This window comes from Ruegeria sp. CDSB013 (assembly GCF_059611165.1).
In genome coordinates, this window is the sequence record NZ_JBXWPA010000005.1 from 1 (window position 1) to 25,085 (window position 25,085).

General features: G+C 55.8%; 40 protein-coding genes and 1 pseudogene. 39 read left to right on the plus strand and 2 right to left on the minus strand.

Annotated features, from left to right (window positions below; translation table 11 throughout):
- The 18 genes and pseudogenes from AC2FJF_RS10235 to AC2FJF_RS10320 all read left to right on the plus strand — a co-directional run.
- On the plus strand, positions 1-77 hold a 77-nt coding region (locus AC2FJF_RS10235), incomplete at its 5' end, for an EF-Tu C-terminal domain-related protein (protein WP_211198660.1).
- Positions 78-639: 562 nt separating this feature from the next.
- Positions 640-1,080, plus strand: a complete 441-nt coding sequence (locus tag AC2FJF_RS10240; protein ID WP_496725235.1) for a hypothetical protein — start codon at positions 640-642, stop codon at positions 1,078-1,080.
- Positions 1,081-1,265: 185 nt separating this feature from the next.
- Entirely contained in the window at positions 1,266-1,580 is a 315-nt protein-coding gene (rpsJ, locus tag AC2FJF_RS10245; RefSeq protein ID WP_008756422.1) for a 30S ribosomal protein S10, read from the plus strand.
- Positions 1,581-1,598: 18 nt separating this feature from the next.
- A complete protein-coding gene (gene rplC, locus AC2FJF_RS10250) occupies positions 1,599-2,324 on the plus strand; it encodes a 50S ribosomal protein L3 (RefSeq protein WP_058272361.1) in 726 nt (241 codons plus the stop codon).
- Positions 2,321-2,938 carry a 50S ribosomal protein L4 gene (gene rplD, locus AC2FJF_RS10255; protein ID WP_050605826.1) on the plus strand — a complete coding sequence of 206 codons (618 nt, stop codon included), beginning with the start codon at positions 2,321-2,323 and terminating at the stop codon, positions 2,936-2,938. The genes rplC and rplD overlap by 4 nt, the downstream gene beginning before the upstream one ends.
- Positions 2,935-3,231 (plus strand): 50S ribosomal protein L23, encoded by a 297-nt coding sequence (locus tag AC2FJF_RS10260; RefSeq protein ID WP_058272362.1) that lies wholly within the window; start codon positions 2,935-2,937, stop codon positions 3,229-3,231. Before rplD ends, AC2FJF_RS10260 begins: the two co-directional genes overlap by 4 nt.
- A 137-nt stretch (positions 3,232-3,368) precedes the next feature.
- On the plus strand, positions 3,369-4,379 hold the full coding sequence (locus AC2FJF_RS10265; RefSeq protein WP_496725237.1) for an aldose epimerase family protein: 1,011 nt from the start codon (positions 3,369-3,371) through the stop codon (positions 4,377-4,379).
- A 270-nt stretch (positions 4,380-4,649) separates the two neighbouring features.
- The gene (locus tag AC2FJF_RS10270; RefSeq protein ID WP_496725239.1) at positions 4,650-5,684 is read left to right on the plus strand and encodes a fatty acid desaturase; all 1,035 of its coding nucleotides are present in this window, start codon (positions 4,650-4,652) and stop codon (positions 5,682-5,684) included.
- Between the two features lie 5 nt (positions 5,685-5,689).
- Positions 5,690-5,770, plus strand: a pseudogene (locus AC2FJF_RS10275) (50S ribosomal protein L23); the annotation flags it as partial.
- Between the two features lie 164 nt (positions 5,771-5,934).
- The gene (locus AC2FJF_RS10280) at positions 5,935-7,569 is read left to right on the plus strand and encodes a sulfatase-like hydrolase/transferase (RefSeq protein WP_496725241.1); all 1,635 of its coding nucleotides are present in this window, start codon (positions 5,935-5,937) and stop codon (positions 7,567-7,569) included.
- A gap of 226 nt (positions 7,570-7,795) precedes the next feature.
- On the plus strand, positions 7,796-8,638 hold the full coding sequence (gene rplB / locus AC2FJF_RS10285) for a 50S ribosomal protein L2 (protein WP_008757664.1): 843 nt from the start codon (positions 7,796-7,798) through the stop codon (positions 8,636-8,638).
- A gap of 3 nt (positions 8,639-8,641) precedes the next feature.
- On the plus strand, positions 8,642-8,920 hold the full coding sequence (rpsS, locus tag AC2FJF_RS10290; protein WP_010437056.1) for a 30S ribosomal protein S19: 279 nt from the start codon (positions 8,642-8,644) through the stop codon (positions 8,918-8,920).
- 3 nt (positions 8,921-8,923) lie between these two features.
- Positions 8,924-9,304 (plus strand): 50S ribosomal protein L22, encoded by a 381-nt coding sequence (rplV, locus tag AC2FJF_RS10295; RefSeq protein ID WP_039538267.1) that lies wholly within the window; start codon positions 8,924-8,926, stop codon positions 9,302-9,304.
- Positions 9,304-10,014 (plus strand): 30S ribosomal protein S3, encoded by a 711-nt coding sequence (gene rpsC, locus AC2FJF_RS10300; protein WP_496725243.1) that lies wholly within the window; start codon positions 9,304-9,306, stop codon positions 10,012-10,014. Before rplV ends, rpsC begins: the two co-directional genes overlap by 1 nt.
- Positions 10,015-10,026: 12 nt before the next feature.
- Positions 10,027-10,440 (plus strand): 50S ribosomal protein L16, encoded by a 414-nt coding sequence (gene rplP, locus AC2FJF_RS10305; RefSeq protein WP_058272368.1) that lies wholly within the window; start codon positions 10,027-10,029, stop codon positions 10,438-10,440.
- A gap of 163 nt (positions 10,441-10,603) precedes the next feature.
- A complete protein-coding gene (locus AC2FJF_RS10310) occupies positions 10,604-11,152 on the plus strand; it encodes an amino acid synthesis family protein (protein WP_282120538.1) in 549 nt (182 codons plus the stop codon).
- 49 nt (positions 11,153-11,201) lie between these two features.
- Positions 11,202-11,822 carry a 2OG-Fe(II) oxygenase family protein gene (locus AC2FJF_RS10315; protein ID WP_496725571.1) on the plus strand — a complete coding sequence of 207 codons (621 nt, stop codon included), beginning with the start codon at positions 11,202-11,204 and terminating at the stop codon, positions 11,820-11,822.
- Between the two features lie 257 nt (positions 11,823-12,079).
- The gene (locus AC2FJF_RS10320; protein WP_010437077.1) at positions 12,080-12,286 is read left to right on the plus strand and encodes a cold-shock protein; all 207 of its coding nucleotides are present in this window, start codon (positions 12,080-12,082) and stop codon (positions 12,284-12,286) included.
- 120 nt (positions 12,287-12,406) lie between these two features.
- On the opposite strand, the gene AC2FJF_RS10325 is transcribed toward AC2FJF_RS10320, so the two are convergent.
- A complete protein-coding gene (locus AC2FJF_RS10325) occupies positions 12,407-12,679 on the minus strand; it encodes a hypothetical protein (RefSeq protein WP_496725246.1) in 273 nt (90 codons plus the stop codon).
- Positions 12,680-12,978: 299 nt separating this feature from the next.
- Here AC2FJF_RS10325 and rpmC point away from each other — a divergent pair, with 299 nt between their 5' ends.
- The 11 genes from rpmC (at position 12,979) to rpmD (ending at position 17,264) form a co-directional block, all read left to right on the plus strand.
- On the plus strand, positions 12,979-13,185 hold the full coding sequence (gene rpmC, locus AC2FJF_RS10330; protein WP_037311745.1) for a 50S ribosomal protein L29: 207 nt from the start codon (positions 12,979-12,981) through the stop codon (positions 13,183-13,185).
- Between the two features lie 4 nt (positions 13,186-13,189).
- Complete coding sequence (gene rpsQ, locus AC2FJF_RS10335; protein ID WP_058272371.1) at positions 13,190-13,420, plus strand: 30S ribosomal protein S17; 231 nt, start codon at positions 13,190-13,192, stop codon at positions 13,418-13,420.
- Positions 13,421-13,495: 75 nt separating this feature from the next.
- Positions 13,496-13,864 (plus strand): 50S ribosomal protein L14, encoded by a 369-nt coding sequence (gene rplN / locus AC2FJF_RS10340; protein WP_008757934.1) that lies wholly within the window; start codon positions 13,496-13,498, stop codon positions 13,862-13,864.
- Between the two features lie 2 nt (positions 13,865-13,866).
- Positions 13,867-14,178 (plus strand): 50S ribosomal protein L24, encoded by a 312-nt coding sequence (rplX, locus tag AC2FJF_RS10345; RefSeq protein WP_058272372.1) that lies wholly within the window; start codon positions 13,867-13,869, stop codon positions 14,176-14,178.
- The gene (rplE, locus tag AC2FJF_RS10350) at positions 14,171-14,731 is read left to right on the plus strand and encodes a 50S ribosomal protein L5 (RefSeq protein ID WP_058272373.1); all 561 of its coding nucleotides are present in this window, start codon (positions 14,171-14,173) and stop codon (positions 14,729-14,731) included. Before rplX ends, rplE begins: the two co-directional genes overlap by 8 nt.
- A gap of 19 nt (positions 14,732-14,750) precedes the next feature.
- Positions 14,751-15,056, plus strand: coding sequence for a 30S ribosomal protein S14 (rpsN, locus tag AC2FJF_RS10355; protein WP_010437098.1), 306 nt, complete (start codon positions 14,751-14,753; stop codon positions 15,054-15,056).
- A 13-nt stretch (positions 15,057-15,069) separates the two neighbouring features.
- Positions 15,070-15,462: a 30S ribosomal protein S8 gene (gene rpsH, locus AC2FJF_RS10360; protein ID WP_008757119.1), complete on the plus strand. Its 393-nt coding sequence runs from the start codon at positions 15,070-15,072 to the stop codon at positions 15,460-15,462.
- Between the two features lie 12 nt (positions 15,463-15,474).
- Complete coding sequence (gene rplF / locus AC2FJF_RS10365; RefSeq protein ID WP_058272374.1) at positions 15,475-16,008, plus strand: 50S ribosomal protein L6; 534 nt, start codon at positions 15,475-15,477, stop codon at positions 16,006-16,008.
- 11 nt (positions 16,009-16,019) lie between these two features.
- Entirely contained in the window at positions 16,020-16,379 is a 360-nt protein-coding gene (gene rplR, locus AC2FJF_RS10370; protein WP_496725248.1) for a 50S ribosomal protein L18, read from the plus strand.
- A gap of 114 nt (positions 16,380-16,493) precedes the next feature.
- Positions 16,494-17,063, plus strand: a complete 570-nt coding sequence (gene rpsE, locus AC2FJF_RS10375; protein ID WP_058272455.1) for a 30S ribosomal protein S5 — start codon at positions 16,494-16,496, stop codon at positions 17,061-17,063.
- Positions 17,064-17,075: 12 nt separating this feature from the next.
- On the plus strand, positions 17,076-17,264 hold the full coding sequence (gene rpmD / locus AC2FJF_RS10380) for a 50S ribosomal protein L30 (protein ID WP_008757946.1): 189 nt from the start codon (positions 17,076-17,078) through the stop codon (positions 17,262-17,264).
- 101 nt (positions 17,265-17,365) lie between these two features.
- Here rpmD and AC2FJF_RS10385 read toward each other — a convergent pair whose 3' ends face one another.
- Positions 17,366-17,797 (minus strand): MarR family winged helix-turn-helix transcriptional regulator, encoded by a 432-nt coding sequence (locus AC2FJF_RS10385; protein ID WP_496725250.1) that lies wholly within the window; start codon positions 17,795-17,797, stop codon positions 17,366-17,368.
- 77 nt (positions 17,798-17,874) lie between these two features.
- Here AC2FJF_RS10385 and AC2FJF_RS10390 point away from each other — a divergent pair, with 77 nt between their 5' ends.
- The 10 genes from AC2FJF_RS10390 (at position 17,875) to AC2FJF_RS10435 (ending at position 25,039) form a co-directional block, all read left to right on the plus strand.
- Positions 17,875-18,243 (plus strand): antibiotic biosynthesis monooxygenase family protein, encoded by a 369-nt coding sequence (locus AC2FJF_RS10390; RefSeq protein WP_496725252.1) that lies wholly within the window; start codon positions 17,875-17,877, stop codon positions 18,241-18,243.
- 21 nt (positions 18,244-18,264) lie between these two features.
- The gene (locus tag AC2FJF_RS10395; protein ID WP_496725254.1) at positions 18,265-18,711 is read left to right on the plus strand and encodes a hypothetical protein; all 447 of its coding nucleotides are present in this window, start codon (positions 18,265-18,267) and stop codon (positions 18,709-18,711) included.
- A gap of 213 nt (positions 18,712-18,924) precedes the next feature.
- Entirely contained in the window at positions 18,925-19,140 is a 216-nt protein-coding gene (locus AC2FJF_RS10400; protein ID WP_496725256.1) for a DUF1127 domain-containing protein, read from the plus strand.
- A 178-nt stretch (positions 19,141-19,318) separates the two neighbouring features.
- Positions 19,319-20,179 (plus strand): hypothetical protein, encoded by an 861-nt coding sequence (locus AC2FJF_RS10405; protein ID WP_496725258.1) that lies wholly within the window; start codon positions 19,319-19,321, stop codon positions 20,177-20,179.
- Positions 20,180-20,321: 142 nt separating this feature from the next.
- The gene (rplO, locus tag AC2FJF_RS10410; RefSeq protein ID WP_496725260.1) at positions 20,322-20,795 is read left to right on the plus strand and encodes a 50S ribosomal protein L15; all 474 of its coding nucleotides are present in this window, start codon (positions 20,322-20,324) and stop codon (positions 20,793-20,795) included.
- Positions 20,796-20,904: 109 nt separating this feature from the next.
- Positions 20,905-22,269 (plus strand): preprotein translocase subunit SecY, encoded by a 1,365-nt coding sequence (gene secY / locus AC2FJF_RS10415; RefSeq protein ID WP_058276180.1) that lies wholly within the window; start codon positions 20,905-20,907, stop codon positions 22,267-22,269.
- Complete coding sequence (locus AC2FJF_RS10420) at positions 22,266-22,934, plus strand: adenylate kinase (RefSeq protein WP_496725262.1); 669 nt, start codon at positions 22,266-22,268, stop codon at positions 22,932-22,934. Before secY ends, AC2FJF_RS10420 begins: the two co-directional genes overlap by 4 nt.
- A 201-nt stretch (positions 22,935-23,135) precedes the next feature.
- A complete protein-coding gene (rpsM, locus tag AC2FJF_RS10425; protein WP_058272383.1) occupies positions 23,136-23,504 on the plus strand; it encodes a 30S ribosomal protein S13 in 369 nt (122 codons plus the stop codon).
- Positions 23,505-23,518: 14 nt separating this feature from the next.
- A complete protein-coding gene (rpsK, locus tag AC2FJF_RS10430; protein ID WP_037311698.1) occupies positions 23,519-23,908 on the plus strand; it encodes a 30S ribosomal protein S11 in 390 nt (129 codons plus the stop codon).
- A 114-nt stretch (positions 23,909-24,022) separates the two neighbouring features.
- Positions 24,023-25,039 carry a DNA-directed RNA polymerase subunit alpha gene (locus tag AC2FJF_RS10435; RefSeq protein WP_113791474.1) on the plus strand — a complete coding sequence of 339 codons (1,017 nt, stop codon included), beginning with the start codon at positions 24,023-24,025 and terminating at the stop codon, positions 25,037-25,039.
- Positions 25,040-25,085: the final 46 nt, after the last annotated feature.

The following is a 25,085-nucleotide window of genomic DNA, read 5'->3' on the forward strand; positions in this document are numbered from 1 at the left end:
AAAACGGCCTGCGTTTCGCCATCCGCGAAGGCGGCCGCACCGTCGGCGCCGGCGTCGTGTCGAAAATCGTCGAGTAAGGCGCGCTTGTCGCGCCTGGTTGCGGTAGGCGATTTTCCAAATGAAAATCTGCCGAGAGCAACTCGGTGAAGAACTAAAGAAGGCCGTTCCACAAGGGGCGGCCTTCTTTTTTGAAAAAAATAGGCCTGAAGTGCTAACAAATTTGAGGTCTTTTAAGCCAATGAGTAATCGGTGACGGTGAAGAGATAGTTCGTCGATAAATCTCGAACCCAATTGGTGAGCGAACGAACGTTTTCCCGCATCGGGGCAGATTTTTGGTTCGGACTTTAGGGTTAGGTTGTCTTGGGCGCGCAACTGTGGAAGTACTGATTTTGTCTATTTCACTTTAAAGGCGAAAGTATTGGGATGGGAATTTCGATTGACCGACTATCAATATTGACAATTATTGCGGTTCTCTGTGGGTCAGTGGCAATCGCACAAAGCGAAGGTTTCGAGGACATTCCCAAGTCTGTTAGTTGGGGCGGAGAACTTGGTCTCATTAGAAACAGTACTCTGAAAGTCGCTGATGAGGTTACGGACAATTGTTGGACAAATTCATCGTCGATACGTTCACGAGTTTACTTGACTTATGAAGCAAACGAAATTTTCGTGCCCGACTATGAACCAAAGTTTCTTAACTTCGAAACTGTTGTAACGACGTTGTCCGCATTTGGTTTTCGCACCTCAAACGGTATTTGTGCAATCAGCGCGACATTTGACGTCCAGACTCTGGTCAATTTAACGTTGGGTGGTGCCGAGGGCAAAAGTCGTTACAGTTTCAACTACGCGGCAACTGTTTTTAAACGTTCATCAATATTCACCAATAGCGCAAACGTAAATGCGCCAATCAGTGATTTTTTTGAAGGAGCCGCGTCCGAGTTTGTAGCCCAAACAATCGCGGCTAGACGGTCCAATGAAGTTCTTGAGTACCAGCAAGATTACCCTTCAGAGAACAAAAGGCCGATGTCGGTCGAAGAGTGGGACACGATGATTGAAGCATGGATGGAAAAGGAAAATAACTAAAGGTTACTTTTCGCTTCTGTCCTAGTAGAGAATTCTCTTGCCAACCCCTCCACACCGCTGTATTTCGCGCGAGTTCTCTACACGAACATCGAGGCGGGGTGATTCCCGCCTTTTGGGTTCGAAGAGGGTTGGCGATGCGCGTCCGTCCTCCTCTCAACCTCAACGCCTGATAAAAGGCTGTTAATATGCAAAGCCAAAACATCCGTATTCGGCTGAAGGCATTTGACTATCGCGTTCTGGATGCCAGCACGCAAGAGATCGTCAACACTGCCAAGCGGACCGGCGCGAACGTGCGCGGCCCGATCCCGCTGCCGAACAAGATCGAGAAGTTCACGGTTCTCCGTGGCCCTCACGTTGACAAGAAATCCCGCGACCAGTTCGAGATTCGTACGCACAAGCGTCTGCTCGACATCGTTGATCCGACCCCCCAGACCGTTGACGCGCTGATGAAGCTCGACCTCGCCGCTGGTGTGGACGTCGAGATCAAGCTGCAGTCGTAAGATCGGAGGGTATAGATTATGCGCTCTGGTATTATCGCAAAAAAAGTAGGCATGACCCGCCTGTTCATGGAAGACGGCAAGCAGATCCCTGTGACCGTTCTTCACCTGGACGGCCTGCAGGTCGTTGCACAGCGTACCGCTGACAAAGACGGCTACACCGCCGTTCAGCTGGGCGCAGGTGCTGCCAAGGCAAAACGCACCTCGAAGGCCATGCGCGGTCACTATGCCGCTGCAAAGGTCGAGCCCAAGCGTAAGCTGGCCGAGTTCCGCGTCTCCGAAGATGGCCTGATCGAAGTGGGCGCCGAGATTTCGGCAGAACACTTCCTGGAAGGTCAGAAGGTTGACGTTTCGGGTACCTCGATCGGTAAAGGCTTTGCCGGTGCAATGAAGCGCCACAACTTCGGTGGTCTTCGCGCCTCGCACGGTGTTTCGATCAGCCACCGTTCGCACGGTTCGACTGGCCAGTGTCAGGATCCGGGCAAGGTTTTCAAAGGCAAGAAGATGGCCGGTCACATGGGTGCTGCCCGTGTAACCACCCAGAACCTGGAAGTCGTCAAAACCGACGCCGACCGTGGTCTGGTCTTCATCAAAGGCGCCGTTCCCGGACCGAAATCGGGCTGGGTTACCGTCAAGGACGCCGTCAAGAAGAAAGCACCGGAAGGCCTGCCTTTCCCGGCAGCCGTAAAAGGTGCTGCAACTGAAGCACCTGCGGAAGAAGCTCCCGCGGAAGGTGGTGAAGCATGAAACTTGATGTAATCAAACTGGACGGCGGCAAAGCCGGCAACATCGAGCTGGACGCCGATCTGTTCGGCCTCGAGCCGCGCGCGGACATCCTGCACCGTGTGGTCCGTTGGCAGCGCAACAACGCGCAGGCTGGCACCCACAAGGTCAAGACCCGCTCGGAAGTGTCCTACTCGACCAAGAAGATCTATCGCCAAAAAGGCACCGGTGGCGCACGCCACGGCGCTCGCTCGGCACCGATCTTCCGGGGTGGTGGCGTTTACAAAGGTCCGGTCGTGCGTTCGCATGGTCATGACCTGCCGAAGAAGTTCCGTAAACTCGGTCTGCGCCACGCGCTGTCTGCCAAAATGGCAGCTGGTGAACTGGTTGTGATCGAAAACGCCGAAGCCGAAGGCAAGACCGCTGCACTGGCCAAACAGGTTGCAAACCTGGGCTGGAAACGCGCTCTGGTCATCGACGGGGCGACCGTGAACGAAGGTTTCCTGAAGGCGTCGCGCAACATCGAAGGTCTGGATATCCTGCCGTCGATGGGTGCAAACGTTTATGACATCCTCAAGCGTGACACTCTCGTGCTCACCAAAGCGGCTGTCGAAGCACTGGAGGCTCGTCTGAAATGAGCGCGAAGGCAGAACACTACGACGTGATCCGCAAGCCGATCATCACTGAAAAGTCGACCATGGCGTCTGAGAACGGCGCGATTGTCTTTGAAGTGGCGATCGACAGCAACAAACCGCAGATCAAAGAAGCGGTTGAATCGCTGTTTGGTGTCAAGGTGAAGGCGGTCAACACCACCATCACCAAAGGCAAGGTCAAGCGGTTCCGCGGCCAGTTGGGCAAGCGGAAAGACGTCAAAAAAGCATATGTGACCCTGGAAGAGGGTAACACCATCGACGTAAGCACCGGTCTCTGATCGGACCCGTCTTTGGGAAAAGAACAAAGGGCCCCTGCTGCTGCAGGGGCTCTTTTTTTGTTGGCGCAGCTCGTTTGGCCGCGTTGAACTTGGCCCGAACCTGCGCACAGTGACCTCTAGGCAGTGAGACGGGTGATATGCAGGCTGAACAGCAGGTTCGCGATTTCGGGAAAACCCGGGATGGTCAAATCGTCAGAAGCATCGAAATCGGGCAGGGGGCGCTTTCTGCGCGTATCCTGACTTATGGCGCAACGCTGCAGGATCTGCGTTTGCAGGATTTTGAGCATCCTCTGATATTGGGGTGGCCAGAGATTGCAGGCTATGAAGACAGCACGGCTTACCTAGGAGCCATGGTGGGCCGTTGTGCCAATCGGATCGCGCGTGCGTCTTACAGTCTGGATGGCGCAGGCTACAAGCTGGATCGCAATTATTTGGGTATTCATACGTTGCACGGCGGAACGCAGGGTATGGATTGTCTGGTCTGGGAAGTTTCCAGCGTCACACCGGGCGCGGTCACTTTGCAGCTGACCCTGCCTGATGGCCATATGGGCTTTGGCGGCGACTTGGCAACGACAGTGACCTTCCGAGTCGAGGCCGACGCTACATTGAGTATCGAAATGGAAGCGCGGACAACGTCGGCAAGTCTCTGCAATCTGACCCCGCATATCTACTTCAACCTCGACGGTGGCGCAGACATCCGCAAACACGAACTAATGGTGCGCGCTGAACGCTACACCCCTGTTGACGGGGACCTCATTCCCACAGGTGAAGCGCTTAGCGTTGAGGGCACGCCCTTTGACCTGCGGTCACCGCGACCTTTGGGAGGCTGGGCATACGATCACAATTACTGCCTGTCCGATCAGCGTCTGCCTTGTCGTCCTGTGGCGACGTTGACCGGCCTGTCCTCGGGTCTGACGATGCAGCTAGAGACGACCGAGCCGGGTTTGCAGGTCTATTCCGGTTCGTCTTTGGATGAAGGTCCACGCATTGGCTTGGGCGGCCAACCCTACGGCCCTTATTCTGGCGTCGCTTTGGAACCACAGGTCTGGCCCGATTCAATCAATCAGCAAGGGTTTCCCAGTGCGGTATTGCGCAAGGGCCAAACCTATCGCCATGTTTCACGATACGTGTTTCAGGGCGGGGGGTAAAATCAGGAGGTTCCGTGATCAGTTGGGCCGCCGCAAAACGTCAATAAAGCAAATTTGACCACATAAGAGGGTTACACCATCGACGTGAATACCTATCTCTGATCGGGTCCAACTGTGGATAAGTAAGAAGGCACCCGCGAAAGCGGAGGTTTCCCGAGCAACAACACCAAAGAAAATGAGCGCGACGCAATCGCCTCAGCCAGAATTCGCTTGCTATGCCGGAACGGTAGTCTATGCGGTTTCTACAAACAGAAGTGACATGGCAGGCGTATGACAAAACCCTATCTCTCGACCCCGGACAAACCGGATGTGACCGCCGCGCGGGATTGGGTTTCGACACTTGCCAAATACCGCGAACCGAACCAGTGGCGCAGCTCCTTTGAGCTGGGTGTCAGCATTATCCCCTTTTTCGTTTTATGGGCGCTGTCCTGGATGTCGCTTTCCGTCAGCTATTGGCTGGCTTTTGCGATTGCCGTTCTCAACGCGGCCTTCCTGCTGCGCCTGTTTGCGATCCAGCATGATTGCGGGCACGGAGCGTTCTTCAAGAACCGGTCGGTCAGCGACTGGGTTGGGCGGGTCATCGGTGTTTTGACCCTGACGCCGTATGACGTCTGGCGCCGTACGCATTCCAACCATCACAACAGTTCGGGCAATTTGGACAAACGGGGAATGGGCGATATCCACACGTTGACTGTTGCCGAGTATCAGTCAAAGACGCCCATGAATCGGTTTTGGTATCGCGTGTACCGCAACCCTATCACACTGTTTGTCCTAGGCCCCGGCTATCTGTTCCTGTTCCAAAACCGCCTCCCGCTGGGTTTGACGGGCAGCGTCAGGTTCTGGATCAGCGCGATGGGCACAAATCTTGCCATTCTGGCTGCCCTCGTCGCCGTTTACTATTTTGGCGGCCTGATGCCGGTGCTGCTGATCTTTCTGCCCTCAACCCTGATTGCCGCGACTGCGGGTGTGTGGCTGTTTTACGTGCAGCACCAGTTCGAGGACACACATTGGGATACCGATGAGGACTGGCAATTGCACGAGGCCGCCCTGCACGGAAGCTCGCATTACATCCTGCCGTCCGTGCTGCAGTGGTTCAGCGCCAATATCGGTATCCATCACGTGCACCACCTCTACAGCCGCATTCCGTTCTATCGCCTGACCGAGGTGCTGCGCGATCATGATGAACTGGCTAACAGCAACCAGATGACCATCCGTGAGAGCCTCGCCAACGCGCGCCTGCATCTGTGGGATGAGAAGGGCCGTCGCCTGCTGTCCTTCGCCGAGGCCCGCGCGCTTTATGGGTGAGGGGTAGGTTCCTCGACCAGCTGGGCCGTCGGAAAGGCGTCAAAAAAGCAAATGTGACCCGGGAAGAGGGTAACACCATTAACGTTCTACCGGTCTCTGATCGGATCCGTCTTTGGAGAGAGATAAGGGCCCCCGCGAAGGCGGGGGCCTTTTTTTTTGATTGACGGGGCTCTCTCCTTCAAATTGCTGAATGTTTGACTGGTGGGCTCAAACCGCTATCCTTGAGACGATAGTCAATTGGAGGGATTTGATGCTTTTTCGAACCATTTTTGCCGCGTTGGCTGCTGCAACAACTCTGCATGCACAAGGCCAACCGATTGTACATGACGGCGAGTACAAATTCCTTCGGGCGCAATTCGGTGATCAATGGGACGCGCAGGATCTCGAAGTCGATGCAAAGCTTGCAGCTATTCGATCTGCCAATAATGACCGCCCACCAAACATATTCTTTGTCCTGATAGACGATGTGAGTTTCGGCCTGATGGGCAGTCGGCCAATGAACTATGTGACGGGCTTTGATACCCCGGAAATCAACGATTTTGCCGCAGAGAGCCTTTCTCTTATGCGCATGTATACAGAGCCCTCTTGCACTCCGACGAGAACGGCTTTTTTGACGGGTCGCCACCCGGTTCGTGCTGGGCAGGAAGAAGTGAAAGTTGCCCTGGTTGGCGAAGGACTGTCGGCAGATGAGGTGACGCTGGCTGAGGTTTTAAAGCAATCCGGTTACAATACTGCCCATGTAGGTAAGTGGCATCAGGGAGATATTGAGCAGTCGTTCCCGCACAATCAGGGGTTCGATAACGCCTTTTTTCCTGTCCATCAGCAAGTGCAGCTGAGTTTGATGACACCTGAAGCTGCAGCAGCGAGCAATCTAAACGGTTGGCACCGATCTACCCAGTCCGGTGAATTTGCCGTTGACCAACTGTTTAAACCCTATGGGCTTGTGACGGGGTTGGAGGCTAAGGCGGGAGGATTGGCCCGAGAAGTTGACCTCGCTCCGGGTGAAGAATGGACGCAGGCGCATTACGAACGAATGAATGAACGCTACCAATCCCAAGCCCTGGAGCAGCTCGAACTATTGTCGAAAGAAGACTCTCCCTTCTTCCTGCAATATTGGCCGCTCTATCCGTTGAACTTCACCTATTCCGATCAGCAAACGAGTCGGAATGGTGGCTTCATGGCAGACAAGTTGGAAGTTGTAGATACATGGTTTGGTGAATTGCTGGCCAAGATTGATGACCTCGGTATGTCCGAGAACACGCTGGTCATTTTCATGGCGGACAACGGGATTTTCAAACAATACTCGCCGGATTCGGGGATGATGGAGTTGATATATCGCGGTGGTAAAGCCGAACACCTTGAAGGTGGTGTGCGGGTTGATGCTTTTGTCAGATGGCCAGCCGCCGTCGAAGCCGGAAGCTATGCCGGTGACATTATTCACGTCTCAGATCTATACACCACGCTGGCTCGGATCGCGGGAGGCAGTGAACATATTCCGCGCGATCGTGTGATAGATGGGATAGACCAGACCGCATTGCTTTTGGAGGGCGAAGGGAACTCACGCCGAGACTACGTCTATATCTACGAGGGCCCTGTTCTGCGTTCGATTGTTAAGCAGGAATTCAAAATGCACTTACCGCCGCCCGGTGTGCCCGGCGCTGCAGCGCCGGTTTATAACGTGTTGCGTGACCCTCGTGAATCCACGCCCGATATCGGTGGCTCACTCTGGTCCGGCGCGTCCTTTCAGGATATGATGAAACGGCACCAGAAGATGATCGAAAAGTATCCTCACCTGCCACTGGGCAAAGGTGTGCCCTATGGGGGGATCGAAAACCTGCGGCCCGAGAGTGAAAAGGCCCGCGAAGTGTTTTCAAGCTGGCAGTAGTTGCTGCTTGAGGCGATCGCATGTTTGGAAGATGAAATTCGGGTTTCTTCTATAGACACCCACCCCCAACACTGCTAAACGCTCCCAATCTTACGGCCTCGGATTCGTTCCGGGGCCTCTGATATTTGTAACCGGGGACCTTCGGGGCCCTATACCCTTGGCACCTACGGGGGCCTATCACATAGCGGGGAAATCCCCTGCACTTGCTAAACGGAAGACAGAAAGCATGGCACTCAAGTCGTACAAGCCGACGACGCCGGGCCAGCGCGGGCTGGTGCTGATCGACCGTTCGGAGCTTTGGAAAGGACGTCCGGTCAAGTCTCTCACTGAGGGTTTGACCAAATCGGGCGGCCGGAACAACACCGGACGGATCACTTCACGCCGCCGCGGCGGTGGCGCAAAGCGTCTCTACCGGATCGTTGACTTCAAACGGAATAAATTTGATGTCGCGGCAACCGTTGAACGGATCGAATATGACCCGAACCGGACCGCATTCATCGCACTGGTAAAATACGAAGACGGCGAGCAGGCATATATCCTGGCTCCGCAGCGTCTGGCTGTTGGTGATAAAGTCGTGGCATCCGCCAAGGCCGACATCAAGCCGGGCAACGCAATGCCGTTCTCGGGCATGCCCATTGGTACCATCGTCCACAACATCGAGATGAAGCCTGGTAAAGGCGGTCAGATCGCACGTGCGGCGGGTACTTACGCTCAGTTCGTTGGTCGCGATGGCGGCTACGCTCAGATCCGTCTGAGCTCGGGCGAGCTGCGCATGGTCCGTCAGGAATGCATGGCCACCGTTGGTGCCGTGTCCAACCCCGACAACTCGAACCAGAACCTCGGTAAAGCCGGTCGTATGCGCCACAAAGGCGTTCGTCCGTCGGTTCGTGGTGTTGCAATGAACCCGATCGATCACCCGCACGGTGGTGGTGAAGGTCGTACCTCGGGTGGCCGTACACCGGTTACACCGTGGGGTAAGGACACCAAGGGTAAGCGTACCCGCAACAAGAACAAAGCGTCCCAGAAGCTGATCATCCGCTCGCGGCACGCCAAGAAGAAGGGACGTTAATCTATGTCTCGCTCTGTTTGGAAGGGTCCTTTCGTCGATGCTTACGTGCTGAAAAAAGCCGAAGCAGCGCGCGAGTCGGGCCGCAACGAAGTCATCAAGATTTGGTCGCGTCGTTCCACCATTCTGCCCCAGTTCGTGGGTCTGACCTTTGGTGTGTACAACGGCCATAAGCATATCCCCGTCAACGTCTCGGAAGACATGATCGGTCAGAAGTTCGGTGAGTATTCGCCAACTCGTACCTATTACGGTCACGCCGCTGACAAAAAAGCGAAGCGGAAGTAAGTCATGGGCAAGGAAAAGAACCCCCGCCGCGTGGCTGAAAACGAAGCAATGGCGAAAACGCGCATGCTTCGCACTAGCCCGCAGAAACTGAACCTGGTTGCGCAAATGATCCGCGGCAAGAAAGTCGAGAAGGCTCTGACCGACCTGACTTTCTCGAACAAGCGTGTCGCGCAGGACGTCAAGAAGTGCCTGCAGTCCGCAATCGCCAACGCCGAGAACAACCACAACCTGGACGTTGACGAGCTGATCGTCGCCGAAGCATGGGTTGGCAAGAACCTGGTCATGAAGCGCGGTCGCCCGCGTGCCCGTGGTCGGTTCGGCAAGATTATGAAGCCGTTCTCGGAGATCACCATCAAGGTGCGTCAAGTTGAGGAGCAAGCCTAATGGGTCATAAAGTAAATCCGATCGGCATGCGCCTGCAGGTGAACCGCACCTGGGACAGCCGCTGGTACGCCGACACCAAGGACTACGGTGATCTTCTGCTGGAAGACCTCAAGATCCGTGAGTTCATCAACAAAGAGTGCAAGCAGGCCGGTATTGCCCGTGTGATCATCGAACGTCCGCACAAGAAGTGCCGCGTTACGATCCACACCGCGCGTCCTGGTGTCATCATCGGCAAGAAAGGTGCAGACATTGAAGTTCTGCGCAAAAAGCTTGCTCACATGACTGACAGCGAACTGCACCTGAACATCGTCGAAGTGCGCAAGCCCGAGCTTGACGCGCAGCTGGTTGCCGAGTCCATTGCTCAGCAGCTGGAACGTCGTGTTTCGTTCCGTCGCGCAATGAAGCGTTCGGTTCAGAACGCCATGCGCATGGGCTCTCTGGGTATCCGGGTGAACGTCGCTGGCCGTCTGGGCGGCGCCGAAATCGCACGGACCGAGTGGTACCGCGAAGGCCGTGTGCCTCTGCACACGCTGCGCGCCGACATCGATTACGCACATGCCGAAGCGATGACCCCCTACGGGATCATCGGGATCAAGGTCTGGATCTTCAAAGGTGAGATCATGGAGCACGATCCGCAGGCACGTGACCGTAAAGCACAGGAACTCCAGGACGGCCCTGCACCTCGTGGTGCTGGTGGCGGTCGTCGCTAAGGAGGGAAAGATATGCTTCAACCAAAGCGTACTAAATTCCGCAAGATGCACAAAGGCCGGATCAAGGGTGAAGCCAAGGGCGGCTCTGATCTGAACTTTGGCACCTATGGTCTGAAAGCTCTTGAGCCTGAGCGTGTAACTGCACGCCAGATCGAAGCTGCACGTCGTGCCATGACGCGTCACATGAAGCGTCAGGGCCGTGTCTGGATCCGCATCTTCCCCGACACTCCGGTCACTGCAAAGCCGATCGAAGTTCGTATGGGTAAAGGTAAAGGTTCGGTCGACCGCTGGGCATGCAAAGTCAAGCCTGGCCGCGTAATGTTCGAGATCGACGGCGTCAATGACGACATCGCCCGAGAGGCCCTGCGCCTGGCCGCGATGAAGCTGCCGATCAAGACCCGCGTCGTGATCCGCGAAGACTGGTAAGCGATTGGGCGAAAGCCCTTCGTAACAAGATTAACCCCCGTCGGGACACCGGCGGGGGTTTTCTTTTTCGTCAGCCTATTGTGATCCATCCCATCGTTTCGTGAAAGAAGTCGACGATTGTCCATGGCCCCCATAGGCTAACAATTGTGAATGGGAGGGTCATATGTTTCAGCTGCGCAAGAAGGTATTCATCAAAGAGGTCATAACCACCGACCAATTGGGGCAACTATGTGCTCCGGTCTGCCGGGTTGCAGCTTTGGCAGTCATACAGAACCCACTCGCCGGTAAATTTTCGGAAGACTTGTCCGAGCTGTTTGAAATAGGTGGTGCGCTCGGCGCTGACCTCGCGGCCGAGGCTGTTTCTCAACTCGACGGTTCTCCGATTTCGTACGGTAAAGCAGCGATTGTTGGCGCGAATGGCGATCTCGAACAAGGCGGCGCACTGATCCACCCGAAACTTGGCGCTCCTATGCGTGCTACAGCGGGTGGGGGCGAAGCTGTCATTCCGTCCAATGCCAAACTCGGGGCACCGGGATGTTCAATCGATCTGCCGCTTGGGCACAAGGACAACCCGTGGTCCTTTGACCATTTCGATACCATGACTTTGAATATTCCGGATGCGCCGAAACCGGACGAGATCGTCATGTGTCTGGCCTACGCAGATGGCGGACGCCCGATCCCGCGCTGCGGTTCGGGACCGGTCAAAAACTGAAGGCTGGCCGGGGCTGGTCTTGGGTCAGGGCTTGGGCTATGCCCGACCCATGGCACAGATTGAATCACTCTTCGTTACCCGTCTTTATCGCGCAGCCCTTTCCGAATTCGATCCCAAGATCGATCCCGATGAAATGGAAAACTCCTGTCTTGTTATCGCCGAGGATGATGAGGCCGGGCAGGAATGGTGCGAAGAAAACGGCTATCCCGGCTACACCAGCTATGCCTCGCTGACCGATCTGCCCTGGCGGTTCCCGATCTTTGCCGATCTGGTCAAGGCGTTGGATCAGCATGTGGCAGCCTTTGCCAAGGATCTGGAGTTCGATCTGGGCGAGGGTGAATTGAAGCTCGAAGACCTGTGGATCAACATTCTCCCCGAAGGTGGAATGCACTCCAGCCACCTGCACCCGCACAGCGTGATTTCCGGCACGACCTATGTGGCGATGCCCGAAGGGGCGAGCGCGCTGAAACTGGAAGACCCCCGCTCGGCCCGCATGATGGCGGCACCGACGCGGCTAAAGGGCGGGCGGCGGGATTTGCAGCCGTTCATCTATATGAAGCCGCAGGTGGGGGATGTCCTGCTGTGGGAAAGCTGGCTGCGACATGAGGTGCCGATGAATATGGCCGAGGATGAGCGGATCAGTGTCAGCTTTAACTACAAGTGGGAGTGAGCCGCGGGTCACGACACGGTAATTGTACTAATGTAGCGATTGCGGGACGAATGGGCGGCGCCCCCGCCAATCACTTTTCACTTCGAGTTGTCGAAAAACCTTGCAATATGTGTCGTCATGAACCATGTGAGGCACGCTTACGTTTTTCTTTTTCGACCACTGTCTCCCGAATCTTCGGCGTTCAGTCTCTCGATCCAGACCTACAACGCCGCGCTGTCGCAATTCCGCGGACAGCAATATAATAGGAGACTACGGATATGGCCAATGGCACCGTAAAATGGTTCAACACAACTAAAGGTTTTGGCTTCATCGCACCGGAGACCGGTGGCAAAGACGTGTTTGTACACATCTCTGCTGTTGAGCGCTCGGGTCTGACCGGCCTGGCCGACGACCAGAAAGTAACATTCGACATCGAGCCCGGCCGTGACGGTCGCGAGTCGGCTGTGAACATCGCTCTGGCGTAAGTCACTCAGACTTAGACAGTTGCAGACGCGGTCTCGTGAAAGCGAGGCCGCGTTTTGCGTTTGAAGTTCAATGGTACAAATTACGCGACTAGTATGATGGTTTAGAACGGAAGAAACGATCTAGTTGTCAGATTTGGTATCACTTTGCAGATTTGAAGAACTTCGCGCACGATCATCGTAGCTGTCTTCGTACCAATCCTTTGCCTCGCCCATTAAATTCAGGAATGCCATAGCGGCAATCGCAAGTCCCAGCGCGCCTGGATCACCTTTGTTTGCCACAAAGAGATACCAAGCATACCAAATCAGATAGACGATACTGATCACGTTAATTGCTACAAGAATTTCTAACGTTGTTGGGAGCCCCAAAATTTCAAGTATTGTTGATACACCCATAAGCAAGCCTTCAAATTTGGATATTGGTCAGGAGCACTTCGTACCATAATTGAGTAGGGTATCCAGAGCTCAACTCAAGGTCGCGGAAATTTTGTTTTGGTGGGGGATCGGTGTCATGTTGCGGTGGCTGGAAAGTTGGTATCAAACTTTCCCTTGCCACCCTCTGCTGAACCCCCTATAGAGCGGCATCTTGCGTTCCCCCGGCTGAGTCGGGGGATTCGTATGTCTATCATTCATCCACCAGGTCAAAGGTGACCCTGTAAGGGGCCTTCTGGTGTTTTGAGCAAAGGAAAAAGGCGATGAACGCCCAAGAACTGCGTGACAAGACCCCGGACCAGCTCCGCGAGGAACTGGCCAACCTGAAGAAAGAAAGCTTTAACCTGCGCTTTCAACAGGCAACCGGTCAGCTGGAAAGCACCGCCGGCATCAAAGCGGCCCGCCGCAACGCTGCCCGCGTCAAAACCATCCTGAACGAAAAGGCCGCTGCTGCGGCATCGGAGGAGTAATCCTATGCCCAAGCGTATCCTGTCCGGCACCGTAACCAGCGATGCAAACGCACAAACCGTAACCGTGTCCGTCGAGCGCCGCTTTACGCATCCGGTTCTGAAGAAAACCATCCGTAAGTCCAAGAAATACCGGGCTCACGATGAAAAGAACGCCTTCAAGGTCGGTGACTCTGTTCGCATCATCGAATGCGCGCCGAAATCGAAGACGAAACGTTGGGAAGTTCTGGAAGCGTAAGCTTTCAGGATTTTCCATTTGTCGAAACCCTGGGGGATCTAACCAGACCAGCCCCCACAGGTCGGGAGAAACCACATGATCCAGATGCAGACCAATCTGGATGTCGCTGACAACTCCGGCGCACGCCGAGTTCAGTGCATCAAGGTCCTGGGTGGTTCCAAGCGTAAATACGCCTCCGTCGGCGACATCATTGTCGTCTCGGTGAAGGAAGCCATCCCGCGCGGCCGCGTAAAGAAAGGTGACGTCCGTAAGGCCGTCGTCGTACGCACCGCCAAAGAAGTCCGTCGCGAAGACGGCACCGCGATCCGTTTTGATCGCAACGCCGCCGTCATCCTGAACAACAACAACGAGCCCGTAGGTACACGTATCTTTGGCCCGGTTGTTCGTGAACTGCGTGGCAAGAACTTCATGAAAATCATCTCGCTGGCTCCGGAGGTGCTGTAATCATGGCTGCTAAACTCCGCAAAGGCGACAAGGTCGTCGTGCTGGCCGGCAAGGACAAGGGTAAAGAGGGAACTATCACCTCGGTTAACCCATCTGCCGGAAAAGCTGTTGTTGACGGCATCAACATCGCCATCCGCGCCACTCGTCAGACTCAGAACTCTCAGGGTGGTCGTCTGCCTCAGGCAAACCCGATCGAGTTGTCGAACCTGGCTCTGCTGGACAAGAACGGCAAAGCAACCCGCGTTGGCTTCCGCATGGAAGGTGACAAGAAAGTGCGCTTCGCCAAGACCACGGGGGACGTGATCGATGCTTGATAACGCAACCTACACCCCGCGTCTGAAAGCTCAGTACGCTGAAACCATCCGTGCCGCTCTGAAAGAAGAGTTCGGCTACAAGAACGACATGCAGCTGCCCAAGCTGGACAAAATCGTTCTGAACATCGGTTGTGGTGCCGAAGCGGTCAAAGACTCGAAGAAAGCGAAAGCTGCCGTCGAGGATCTGACTGCAATTGCTGGTCAACAGGCTGTTTCGACCAAGGCGAAGAAGTCGATCGCTGGCTTCCGCGTCCGTGAAGACATGCCGCTGGGCGCGAAAGTGACCCTTCGCGGTGACCGGATGTACGAATTCCTGGATCGTCTGATCACCATCGCGATGCCACGGATTCGTGACTTCCGCGGCGTGAAGCCGTCTTTCGATGGTCAGGGCAACTTTGCCATGGGCATGAAAGAGCACATCGTGTTCCCGGAAATCGACTTCGACAAAGTTGACGAAGTCTGGGGCATGGACATCGTAATTGCCACCACAGCGAAAACCGACGCTGAAGCAAAGGCACTGTTGAAAGCTTTCAACATGCCGTTCAACGCGTAAGCGCCGGGAGGATTGAGACATGGCTAAAAAAGCAATGATCGAACGCGAGAAGAAGCGCGAACGCCTGGTGGCCAAATATGCCGCAAAGCGTGCCGAGCTGAAAGAAATCGCGAATGACGAGAGCAAGCCGATGGAAGAGCGCTTCAAAGCGCGTCTGAAACTGGCGAAACTGCCGCGCAACAGCTCGGCTACTCGTCTGCACAACCGCTGTCAGCTGACCGGTCGTCCCCACGCTTACTACCGTAAGCTGAAGGTCAGCCGTATCGCGCTGCGCGAGCTGGGTTCTGCTGGTCAGATCCCCGGCATGGTGAAATCGAGCTGGTAAGGGAGAGAATGATATGAACGATCCTATCGGCGATATGCTCACCCGTATCCGCAACGCGCAAATGCGTGGCAAGTCCACCGTTTCCACCCCGGCTTCCAAGCTGCGTGGTTGGGTTCTGGACGTGCTGGCGGACGAAGGTTACATCCGTGGCTACGAAGCGACGACCGGTGAAAACGGTCATCCGGCCATCGAAATCAGCCTGAAATACTACGAAGGCACCCCTGTCATTCGCGAACTGAAGCGGGTCTCGAAGCCCGGTCGTCGCGTATACATGGGCGTCAATGACATCCCGCAGGTCCGTCAGGGTCTGGGTGTGTCGATTGTCAGCACTCCGAAAGGTGTGATGTCGGACCAGAACGCACGCTCCAACAATGTTGGTGGCGAAGTGCTCTGCACCGTCTTCTAAGGAGGTCTGTCAATGTCTCGTATTGGTAAACGTCCGGTCGAATTGCCCAGCGGCGTAACTGCCTCGGTTTCCGGCCAGACCATCGAAGTCAAAGGCCCGAAAGGCGCCCGCAGCTTCACTGCGACCGACGACGTTACGCTGTCGGTCGAAGATAACGTGGTTCAGATCAACCCTCGCGGTATGTCCAAGCGCGCGCGCCAGCAGTGGGGCATGAGCCGCACAATGGTCGCAAACTTGGTGACCGGTGTGACCGAAGGCTTCAAGAAAGAGCTGGAGATCCAGGGTGTTGGTTACCGGGCTCAGATGCAGGGCAACACCCTGAAATTGAACCTGGGCTACAGCCATGACGTTGATTTCGTTGCTCCGGAAGGTGTCACCATCACCGCGCCGAAGCAGACCGTGATCATTGTGGAAGGTAACGACCAGCAGCAGGTGGGCGAAGTCGCGGCGAAAATCCGTGAATGGCGCCGTCCCGAGCCCTATAAGGGCAAAGGCATCCGCTATAAGGGCGAGTTCATCTTCCGCAAAGAAGGCAAGAAGAAGTAAGGACGCAAACAATGGCAAACAGCAAAAGAACCCTGTTTCTGAAGCGCCGCCTGCGCGTTCGGAACAAACTTCGCAAGGTCAACGCGGGTCGTCCGCGTTTGTCCGTACACCGTTCGAACAAGAACATCTCTGTTCAGTTGATCGACGACGTACGTGGCGTGACCCTGGCCTCGGCCTCAACCCTGGAAAAAGATCTGGGTGTTGTTGGCAAGAACAACGTCGAAGCGGCCACCAAAGTGGGCGCGGCCATCGCCGAGCGTGCCAAGAAGGCAGGCGTCAAAGAGGCCTATTTCGATCGTGGTGGCTTCCTGTTCCACGGCAAAGTGAAGGCTGTCGCCGACGCTGCGCGTGAAGGTGGTCTGAAGATCTAAGACTTGCGGGCGGGTTTCGATCCGCCCCGATGATCCGGGGGCCTTGGCAATGCCGAGGCCCACTTGGATTGAACAAACGACGCCGCAAGCGTCACCAAAAAAAGGGATGCCAAAATGGCAGAACGTGATAACCGCCGGGGCCGTGGACGTGACCGCGACGAAACTCCGGAATTCGCAGATCGTCTGGTTGCGATCAACCGCGTATCGAAAACCGTAAAAGGTGGTAAGCGCTTTGGCTTCGCCGCTCTGGTGGTCGTAGGCGATCAGAAAGGCCGCGTAGGCTTTGGCAAAGGTAAAGCGAAAGAAGTACCTGAAGCCATCCGCAAAGCGACTGAACAAGCCAAGCGTCAGATGATCCGCGTGCAACTGCGCGAAGGTCGTACCCTGCACCATGACATCGAAGGCCGTCATGGCGCCGGTAAAGTGGTTATGCGCAGCGCACCTGAAGGTACCGGTATCATCGCCGGTGGTCCGATGCGTGCCGTGTTCGAAATGCTGGGCGTGAAGGACGTTGTGTCCAAGTCGCTGGGCTCGCAGAATCCGTACAACATGATCCGCGCCACCATCAACGGCCTGCAGAAAGAGCAGAGCCCGCGTTCGGTTGCCCAGCGTCGTGGCAAAAAGGTTGCTGACATCCTGCCCAAGCGGGACGAAGCACCAGCTGCTGCTGAAGCAGAAGCATAAGGAGAGCGACCCATGGCAAAAACCATCGTCGTCAAGCAAATCGGTTCCCCGATCCGTCGCCCCGCTGAACAGCGCGCAACTCTGATCGGCCTGGGCCTGAACAAGATGCACAAAACCCGCGAGCTTGAGGATACCCCCTCGGTGCGCGGCATGGTCAACAAGATCCCGCATCTGGTTGAGATCATCGAAGAGCGCGGCTAAGCGCCTTGCTTCTAAGAGCTAGAAACGCCTCCGATCAGTTCGGGGGCGTTTTTTTGTCTAAGGGCAGTGTTGACTGTCGCCTCACCCGATGTGGTTTTAGTTCAACTTGTACGTATTCCGCTTATTACCCGCCGCATATAATCCATGAACTGCGCCCGCTCAGGCTCAGTCAGAACTTGCAAGGCTTGGGAATTCACGTTCTGGGCCGACTCATAGGCGCTGTTTCTAAGCGCGACGGCCTTTTCGGTTAACCAGATCAACTGAGCCCTGGCGTCAGCGGGGTTTTTCGTTCTTTTGATCAAGCCGTCGCGCTCCATACGGTTGAGCGTGTTGGCCAGGGTCGCCTGTTCGACGTCAATCTTGGCCAGCAGATCCTTTTGGGTGACTCCGTCTTTGAGCCAAAGCTCCAGTAAGACTGGGAACTGTCCAACAACGATGCCCAAAGGCGCAATGTGGTGTTGCAGCTCTTTCGCGAACAATCGCGCCATGTGATTGACCAGATATCCGGCCGAGTTCTCTTTTTCGAAATCCATGCTTGAGATTTACACTTGAATAGCAAGCTATGCAATAATATATAGCAAGCTATACAAGTGAATGAAGAGGAATCGAAATGGCTCATATCGAAGAGATGGATAAGGTCGTCACACTGGCTGATCAGATGCAGGCCGAGGAAGGCCCCGTGGTGCTGATCAACGTTTTTACGGTGGACGCGAAAGACGAAGAGGCGCTGTTGAAGGCCTGGGCACACGATGCGGACTTCATGAAGTTCCAGCCGGGATACATCTCGACCCAGCTTCATCAGGGGATCGCTGGCAGCTCGACCTTCGTGAATTATGCGATCTGGCAGGACGTCAAAAGCTTTCGCGACGCCTTCACCCACCCAGAGTTCCAGCGTCGAATTGCAGACTATCCCGAAAGCGCCGTGGCACGTCCACATCTTCTAAGAAAACTCACAGTCGAAAACCACTGCGTCGCCTGATGTCAAAAGCGGAGTAGGCACATGATAAAGTCAATTCACCCCATCGCCGGTATAATAGGATTCCTGACAATATTCATGTTCTGGACGTCCACTTTGTACAGCGAGTTGTTTGCGACCCATGCGACTGTCGCGGCCGTAAAGTCCATGATCGTCAGTGGGCTGTTTATCCTTGTGCCCGCAATGGTGATCGTGGGTGCATCCGGCATGTCCCTTGGGCGTCGACGCAAGGACGCGCGGGCGCTTGCCAAGAAAATGCGAATGCCGATCATCGCGATGAACGGCCTGTTGATCCTTGTTCCCGCCGCAATCTATCTCAGCGCAAAAGCAAACGCAGGGGACTTCGATGCCAGTTTTTACTCTGTGCAGGTCGTTGAGTTGCTCGCGGGGGCAGCCAACCTGGCGCTGATGGGGCTGAGTATACGCGACGGCCGGGCGATGACTGCCCGCAGAAGACGTGCGGGAAAGTAGCTGGACCGGGCTTTGACCGTAGCCGCCGTTTCATCGCATGCTATCGGGCTCGCAGCATCGATCCCTGCTGCTCAGCTATTCAATAGATGCATAACGGCTAGACCGAAACTTCGGTTGTTAGCGATATCGCCTGGACCTATCTCAGCCCTGTCCAAACAAGGAACGCAAACAGTATCCGGGGAATTCGCCCCGGGCAGAGAAAGGAAATAAACTATGGCACATACAGCAACATATTCCCGCGACGGCTTTGGCCTGAGCGCCCGCATCGCGAACTTTTTCCAGCGCGTCAAAGAGGCAAATGCCCTGCGTGCTCAGTATGATCAGACTTATTCTGAATTGCAGAGTCTGACAGATCGTGAACTGGACGACATCGGAGTCCGCCGCTGTGATATAAAGGACATCGCTCGGGACCACGTTTATTGTTCGTGATCTTCCCGACAACCTGACCAAGAGACGCCTGAGGGCGTCTCTTTTGATTCCGGGGTGCTCTTGGCACAGTCGACAGGAAATTAGCTCCAACCGTTGCGACCCTGCGGGAAATGGGCCAAACACGCAGTTGGGCGCCTGTCGGAGCCGCAACCAAGAACAACATGAAGGGTCGGATCCGGTGAAAGAGTATCAGGTTGGCATGCTTTGGATTGAAGGCCCTCTCAGCTTTCTCGAGCAGTTGTGCATCAAATCATTCCTGGATGTCGGTCAACATGTTCGCCTCTATACTTACGGGCCGGTCACAAACATCCCCGAGGGTGTCGAAGTGCGTGACGCGCGGGAGGTACTGGCGGATGATGAGGTGATCCTACACAAGCGCACGGGCAGTCCCGCGCTGCATTCCGACAAGTTTCGCGTGCAGATGCTGGCGAAAGTGCCGGACATAATCTGGGCCGATACCGACGCGTATTGCGTCAAACCCTTTACAACTGAAAACGGTCATTTGCATGGTTGGCTAGCCGCGCACGAAATCAACGGTGGGGTGTTGGCTTTGCCTGCGGACAGCGCAACGCTGTATGATTTGATCGATTACACCAATCACCCTTGTCGCATTCCGCATTGGCTGTCGCCCAAGCAACGGCGGCCGCTTATTGACATGGCCTTGGCTGGTGAAACGCCGCACGCAAGCGATATGCCGTGGGGCATTTGGGGCCCACGCGCCCTGACCTGGCTTTTGCGGGACAATAATGAGGCTCGATTTTCCCAACCCCAGGACGTTTTGTACCCTGTAACATACAAGGATCGGCGGGCAATGATGCGGCCCAACGGAAATGCCGAGCGGTTCCTTACTGAGAACACCATGTCGATCCATTTCTACGGACGGCGCATGCGTTCGTTCATACGCAATAGGTTCAATGGAATCCCGCATCCGGAAAGTATGGTTGGCCGGTTGGTCGAAAAGCATGAGATCGACCCGCACGCAGCGCCCTTGCAGACAAAAGCCGCAACAGACGTCCTTGTCGATGTGCCTGACGAATGACGTCTAGGGGCTGTGGGCTTGCCAACTTGTCCCAACAGTCCTATACGCCTGCGGTGGCTTTGCGCCATACGAATCAAAACCAAGAAATGCCGTGTCTGACCCATCACGCTTCGCGGGTCATTTCCGGCTTAGGAGAAGCGAAATGAAACTGAACGAATTGCGCGACAATCCTGGCGCCACACCGAAACGCACCCGCGTTGGTCGTGGTCCGGGTTCCGGCAAAGGTAAAATGGGTGGCCGTGGTATCAAAGGCCAGAAATCCCGTTCGGGTGTGGCCATCAATGGTTATGAAGGCGGCCAGATGCCTTTGTACCAGCGTCTGCCCAAGCGTGGCTTCAACAAGCCGAACCGCAAGGCATTCGCCGTTATCAACCTGGGCCTGATCCAGAAATTCGTCGACGCCGGCAAGCTGGACGCCAAAGCTGCGATCACCGAGGACGCACTGGTTGCATCCGGTCTGGTCCGTCGCAAACTGGACGGTATCCGAGTTCTGGCAAAGGGCGAAATCAGCGCGAAAGTGAACCTGGAAGTCACCGGTGCTTCGAAAGCTGCTGTTGAAGCAGTTGAGAAAGCGGGCGGCTCACTTACGGTCACAAAAGCTGCTGCGGCAGAGTAAGCGCTTGTGAGCGGGCCAAGACCCGCTTACATAGACCTCAGAGTTTTCCAAGACGCCGCCCGAGCCGGAAAACGGTTCCGGGCGGTGTTTTCATAAGAGAGACCGATTTATGGTATCAGCAGCAGAACAAATGGCAGCCAACACGAGCTGGTCTGCCCTTGGTAAAGCCACCGATCTGCGCAACCGCATCCTGTTCACGCTTGCATTGCTGATCGTCTATCGTTTGGGCACCTTTATTCCGGTGCCGGGGATCGACGGACAAGCACTGCGCGAGTTCATGGAGCAAGCGGGGCAGGGCATCGGCGGCATGGTTTCGATGTTCACCGGCGGGGCGCTGGGGCGGATGGGTATCTTTGCCCTCGGCATCATGCCTTACATTTCAGCCTCGATCATCGTGCAACTGCTGACATCCATGGTTCCCGCGCTCGAACAGCTCAAGAAAGAGGGCGAGCAGGGGCGCAAGAAAATCAACCAGTACACCCGTTTCGGCACCGTGGCCTTGGCCACTGTTCAGGCCTATGGTCTGGCGGTTTCTCTGGAATCGGGCGATCTGGCCACCGACCCTGGGCTTTTCTTCCGCATGTCGACCATGATCACTCTGGTTGGCGGTACGATGTTCCTGATGTGGCTGGGTGAACAGATCACCGCGCGCGGCATCGGCAACGGTATCTCTCTGATCATCTTCGTCGGCATTATTGCCGAGGTTCCGGCCGCTCTGGCGCAGTTCTTTGCGTCGGGTCGCTCGGGTGCAATCAGCCCCGCCGTGATCATCGGTGTGATTGTCATGGTTATCGTGGTCATCACCTTCGTGGTGTTCATGGAACGCGCGCTGCGCAAGATCCACATTCAATACCCGCGCCGCCAGGCCGGCATGAAGGTATACGAGGGCGGCTCCAGCCACCTGCCAGTCAAGGTGAACCCGGCGGGTGTTATCCCGGCGATCTTTGCCAGCTCGTTGCTGTTGCTGCCGGTGACGATCTCGACCTTCTCGTCGGGTGCCACAAACGGGCCGGTCATGTCTTGGCTGCTGGCCAACTTTGGCCCCGGTCAGCCGCTGTATCTGCTGTTCTTCGCGTCGATGATCGTATTCTTCGCCTATTTCTACACGTTCAACGTCTCGTTCAAACCGGATGATGTTGCGGACAACCTGAAAAAGCAGAATGGTTTTGTGCCTGGCATTCGCCCCGGCAAGAAAACCGCCGAGTATCTGGAATACGTGGTCAACCGCGTGCTGGTTCTGGGTTCGGCCTATCTGGCGCTGGTATGTTTGCTGCCTGAAATTCTGCGGAACCAATTCGCCATCCCGTTCTACTTCGGCGGCACCTCGGTTCTGATTATCGTCTCTGTGACCATGGACACGATCCAGCAAGTCCAGAGCCATTTGCTGGCGCATCAATACGAAGGGCTTATCGAAAAGTCCCAGCTGCGCGGTAAAAGCAAGAAACGCGGCAGGAAGGGACCCGCTCGTCGATGAACATCATTTTGTTGGGCCCGCCGGGTGCGGGCAAAGGAACGCAAGCGCGTCACCTGGTTGAAACGCGCGGCATGGTGCAACTGAGCACCGGTGACATGCTACGAGAAGCCAAGGACAGCGGGACCGAAATGGGCAACCGCGTGGCCGAGGTGATGGCCAAGGGTGAGCTGGTAACCGACGAGATCGTCATCGGCCTGATCCGTGAAAAGCTGGAACAGGGTACCAAGGGCGGTTTCATCTTCGACGGTTTTCCGCGCACGCTGGCGCAGGCTGACGCGTTGGGAGATCTGCTGAACAGCACCGGCGAAACGCTGGACGCGGTCATCGCGATGGAAGTCAACGATGACGCGCTGGTCGAACGGATCACCGCACGCTCGACCTGTGGTGGTTGCGGCGAGGTCTACAATGACGTCACCAAGCCGATCCCGGCGGACGGAAAATGCACCAACTGCGGCAAGGAAAACGACTTCAAACGCCGCGCAGATGATAATGAGGAAAGCCTCAAGACCCGTCTGATGGAGTACTACAAAAAGACCTCGATGCTGATCGGCTATTACTATGCCAAGGGCAACCTGTCCTGGGTTGACGGCCTGGGTGAAATTGACGCCGTTCAAAACGAGATTTCGCAGGTTTTGGATGGTGGCGTCGACGTCGGAAACGGCTGATCCATTTCTGCCCTTGACCTGAGCGGGAAAAGCCCATATCGACCCCCATCCCTAACGGGAATCACGACCGCATGCGGGATTCGTTCCGGATGCCCCGACCACCTCGAATAATACTGGATCCTCTGGCGTCACTGCCAAGATCGAGTGTTGTGAAAAAAGGTTCCGGAGCTACGGAACCGCAACAAAAAAGGAAAGTGACACGTGGCACGTATTGCCGGCGTAAACATCCCGACTGCAAAGCGGGTACCTATCGCCCTCACATATATCACCGGTATCGGAAACACCTCGGCCAAAGCAATCTGCGAAGCCGTAGGCATCGACGCGACCCGTCGCGTTAATGAACTGTCCGACGCCGAAGTTCTGGCCATCCGCGAACATATCGACGCAAACTTCACCGTTGAAGGTGACCTGCGCCGCGAAGTTCAGATGAACGTCAAGCGCCTGATGGACCTGGGCTGCTACCGCGGTCTGCGTCACCGTCGTAACCTGCCCGTTCGCGGTCAGCGTACCCATACCAATGCTCGTACCCGCAAAGGCCCCGCAAAGGCCATTGCCGGTAAGAAGAAATAAGGAGGGTCTGACTGATGGCACGCGAAAAGACTCGTACCAAGAAAAAAGAGCGCAAGAATATCGCATCGGGCGTCGCCCATGTGAATTCGACCTTCAACAACACCAAGATCCTGATCTCGGACGTGCAAGGCAACGCCATTGCATGGTCGTCGGCAGGAACTATGGGTTTCAAAGGGTCGCGTAAATCGACACCCTACGCCGCTCAGATGGCTGCAGAAGATGCAGGCAAGAAGGCGCAGGATCACGGTGTCAAGACGCTGGAAGTCGAAGTTCAGGGCCCCGGCTCTGGTCGTGAATCGGCTCTGCGCGCGCTGGCTGCTGTGGGCTTCAACATCACGTCGATCCGTGACGTGACACCGATTGCTCACAACGGTTGCCGCCCGCCGAAGCGCCGCCGCGTCTAAGCGATTTTGAATTGAGCTGGGGCTGTGTTTTCGCACGGCCCCAGCACGTCATTTTGAACCTCGGGCGTCTGCACCTTGTTGGTCATGGGGCGCGGACAGGAATGGAGGGATTACATGATCCATAAGAATTGGGCTGAATTGATCAAGCCGACACAGCTGGAAGGCAAGCCGGGCAACGACCCCGCGCGTCAGGCAACCTTGGTTGCTGAACCGCTGGAGCGTGGCTTTGGTCTGACCTTGGGCAACGCGCTGCGCCGCGTTCTGATGAGCTCGCTGCAAGGTGCGGCCATCACCAGCGTCCAGATCGACAACGTATTGCACGAGTTCTCGAGCGTCGCTGGCGTGCGCGAAGACGTCACCGACATCATCCTGAATCTCAAGCAGGTCGCCCTGCGCATGGAAGTCGAAGGCCCCAAGCGCCTGTCGATCAATGCCAAAGGCCCAGCAGTCGTCACCGCGGGTGACATCAGCGAAAGCGCTGGTATCGAGGTTCTGAACCGCGATCACGTTATCTGCCACCTGGACGATGGCGCCGACCTGTTCATGGAACTGACCGTCAACACCGGTAAGGGCTATGTTTCGGCTGAGAAGAACAAGCCGGAAGACGCGCCTATCGGCCTGATCCCGATTGACGCGATCTATTCGCCGGTCAAAAAGGTTGCCTATGACGTTCAGCCGACTCGTGAAGGTCAGGTTCTGGACTATGACAAGCTGACCCTGAAGATCGAAACCGATGGTTCGATCACGCCGGAAGACGCGCTGGCCTTTGCCGCACGCATCCTGCAGGATCAGCTGTCGATCTTCGTCAATTTCGACGAGCCCGAAGCGGCTGGTCGCCAGGACGAAGACGATGGTCTGGAGTTCAACCCGCTGCTGCTGAAGAAAGTAGACGAGTTGGAGCTGTCGGTCCGTTCGGCAAACTGCCTGAAGAACGACAACATCGTTTACATCGGCGATCTGATCCAGAAGACCGAAGCCGAGATGCTGCGCACCCCGAACTTCGGCCGCAAGTCGCTGAACGAGATCAAGGAAGTGCTGTCCGGCATGGGTCTGCACCTTGGCATGGATGTCGAGGATTGGCCGCCCGACAACATCGAAGATCTGGCGAAGAAATTCGAAGACGCGTTCTAAGCGCGTCTTCCCCAATGCCTGGGCTTTCCGGGGACAATACGGGCAC

Bases quoted from the DNA above. Each gene is read 5' to 3' on its own strand.
- rpsJ (WP_008756422.1), top strand. From the start codon at position 1,266: ATGCAAAGCCAAAACATCCGTATTCGGCTGAAGGCATTTGACTATCGC.
- rplC (WP_058272361.1), top strand. From the start codon at position 1,599: ATGCGCTCTGGTATTATCGCAAAAAAAGTAGGCATGACCCGCCTGTTC.
- rplD (WP_050605826.1), top strand. From the start codon at position 2,321: ATGAAACTTGATGTAATCAAACTGGACGGCGGCAAAGCCGGCAACATC.
- AC2FJF_RS10260 (WP_058272362.1), top strand. From the start codon at position 2,935: ATGAGCGCGAAGGCAGAACACTACGACGTGATCCGCAAGCCGATCATC.
- AC2FJF_RS10265 (WP_496725237.1), top strand. From the start codon at position 3,369: ATGCAGGCTGAACAGCAGGTTCGCGATTTCGGGAAAACCCGGGATGGT.
- AC2FJF_RS10270 (WP_496725239.1), top strand. From the start codon at position 4,650: ATGACAAAACCCTATCTCTCGACCCCGGACAAACCGGATGTGACCGCC.
- AC2FJF_RS10280 (WP_496725241.1), top strand. From the start codon at position 5,935: ATGCTTTTTCGAACCATTTTTGCCGCGTTGGCTGCTGCAACAACTCTG.
- rplB (WP_008757664.1), top strand. From the start codon at position 7,796: ATGGCACTCAAGTCGTACAAGCCGACGACGCCGGGCCAGCGCGGGCTG.
- rpsS (WP_010437056.1), top strand. From the start codon at position 8,642: ATGTCTCGCTCTGTTTGGAAGGGTCCTTTCGTCGATGCTTACGTGCTG.
- rplV (WP_039538267.1), top strand. From the start codon at position 8,924: ATGGGCAAGGAAAAGAACCCCCGCCGCGTGGCTGAAAACGAAGCAATG.
- rpsC (WP_496725243.1), top strand. From the start codon at position 9,304: ATGGGTCATAAAGTAAATCCGATCGGCATGCGCCTGCAGGTGAACCGC.
- rplP (WP_058272368.1), top strand. From the start codon at position 10,027: ATGCTTCAACCAAAGCGTACTAAATTCCGCAAGATGCACAAAGGCCGG.
- AC2FJF_RS10310 (WP_282120538.1), top strand. From the start codon at position 10,604: ATGTTTCAGCTGCGCAAGAAGGTATTCATCAAAGAGGTCATAACCACC.
- AC2FJF_RS10315 (WP_496725571.1), top strand. From the start codon at position 11,202: ATGGCACAGATTGAATCACTCTTCGTTACCCGTCTTTATCGCGCAGCC.
- AC2FJF_RS10320 (WP_010437077.1), top strand. From the start codon at position 12,080: ATGGCCAATGGCACCGTAAAATGGTTCAACACAACTAAAGGTTTTGGC.
- AC2FJF_RS10325 (WP_496725246.1), bottom strand. From the start codon at position 12,679: ATGGGTGTATCAACAATACTTGAAATTTTGGGGCTCCCAACAACGTTA.
- rpmC (WP_037311745.1), top strand. From the start codon at position 12,979: ATGAACGCCCAAGAACTGCGTGACAAGACCCCGGACCAGCTCCGCGAG.
- rpsQ (WP_058272371.1), top strand. From the start codon at position 13,190: ATGCCCAAGCGTATCCTGTCCGGCACCGTAACCAGCGATGCAAACGCA.
- rplN (WP_008757934.1), top strand. From the start codon at position 13,496: ATGATCCAGATGCAGACCAATCTGGATGTCGCTGACAACTCCGGCGCA.
- rplX (WP_058272372.1), top strand. From the start codon at position 13,867: ATGGCTGCTAAACTCCGCAAAGGCGACAAGGTCGTCGTGCTGGCCGGC.
- rplE (WP_058272373.1), top strand. From the start codon at position 14,171: ATGCTTGATAACGCAACCTACACCCCGCGTCTGAAAGCTCAGTACGCT.
- rpsN (WP_010437098.1), top strand. From the start codon at position 14,751: ATGGCTAAAAAAGCAATGATCGAACGCGAGAAGAAGCGCGAACGCCTG.
- rpsH (WP_008757119.1), top strand. From the start codon at position 15,070: ATGAACGATCCTATCGGCGATATGCTCACCCGTATCCGCAACGCGCAA.
- rplF (WP_058272374.1), top strand. From the start codon at position 15,475: ATGTCTCGTATTGGTAAACGTCCGGTCGAATTGCCCAGCGGCGTAACT.
- rplR (WP_496725248.1), top strand. From the start codon at position 16,020: ATGGCAAACAGCAAAAGAACCCTGTTTCTGAAGCGCCGCCTGCGCGTT.
- rpsE (WP_058272455.1), top strand. From the start codon at position 16,494: ATGGCAGAACGTGATAACCGCCGGGGCCGTGGACGTGACCGCGACGAA.
- rpmD (WP_008757946.1), top strand. From the start codon at position 17,076: ATGGCAAAAACCATCGTCGTCAAGCAAATCGGTTCCCCGATCCGTCGC.
- AC2FJF_RS10385 (WP_496725250.1), bottom strand. From the start codon at position 17,797: ATGGATTTCGAAAAAGAGAACTCGGCCGGATATCTGGTCAATCACATG.
- AC2FJF_RS10390 (WP_496725252.1), top strand. From the start codon at position 17,875: ATGGCTCATATCGAAGAGATGGATAAGGTCGTCACACTGGCTGATCAG.
- AC2FJF_RS10395 (WP_496725254.1), top strand. From the start codon at position 18,265: ATGATAAAGTCAATTCACCCCATCGCCGGTATAATAGGATTCCTGACA.
- AC2FJF_RS10400 (WP_496725256.1), top strand. From the start codon at position 18,925: ATGGCACATACAGCAACATATTCCCGCGACGGCTTTGGCCTGAGCGCC.
- rplO (WP_496725260.1), top strand. From the start codon at position 20,322: ATGAAACTGAACGAATTGCGCGACAATCCTGGCGCCACACCGAAACGC.
- secY (WP_058276180.1), top strand. From the start codon at position 20,905: ATGGTATCAGCAGCAGAACAAATGGCAGCCAACACGAGCTGGTCTGCC.
- AC2FJF_RS10420 (WP_496725262.1), top strand. From the start codon at position 22,266: ATGAACATCATTTTGTTGGGCCCGCCGGGTGCGGGCAAAGGAACGCAA.
- rpsK (WP_037311698.1), top strand. From the start codon at position 23,519: ATGGCACGCGAAAAGACTCGTACCAAGAAAAAAGAGCGCAAGAATATC.
- AC2FJF_RS10435 (WP_113791474.1), top strand. From the start codon at position 24,023: ATGATCCATAAGAATTGGGCTGAATTGATCAAGCCGACACAGCTGGAA.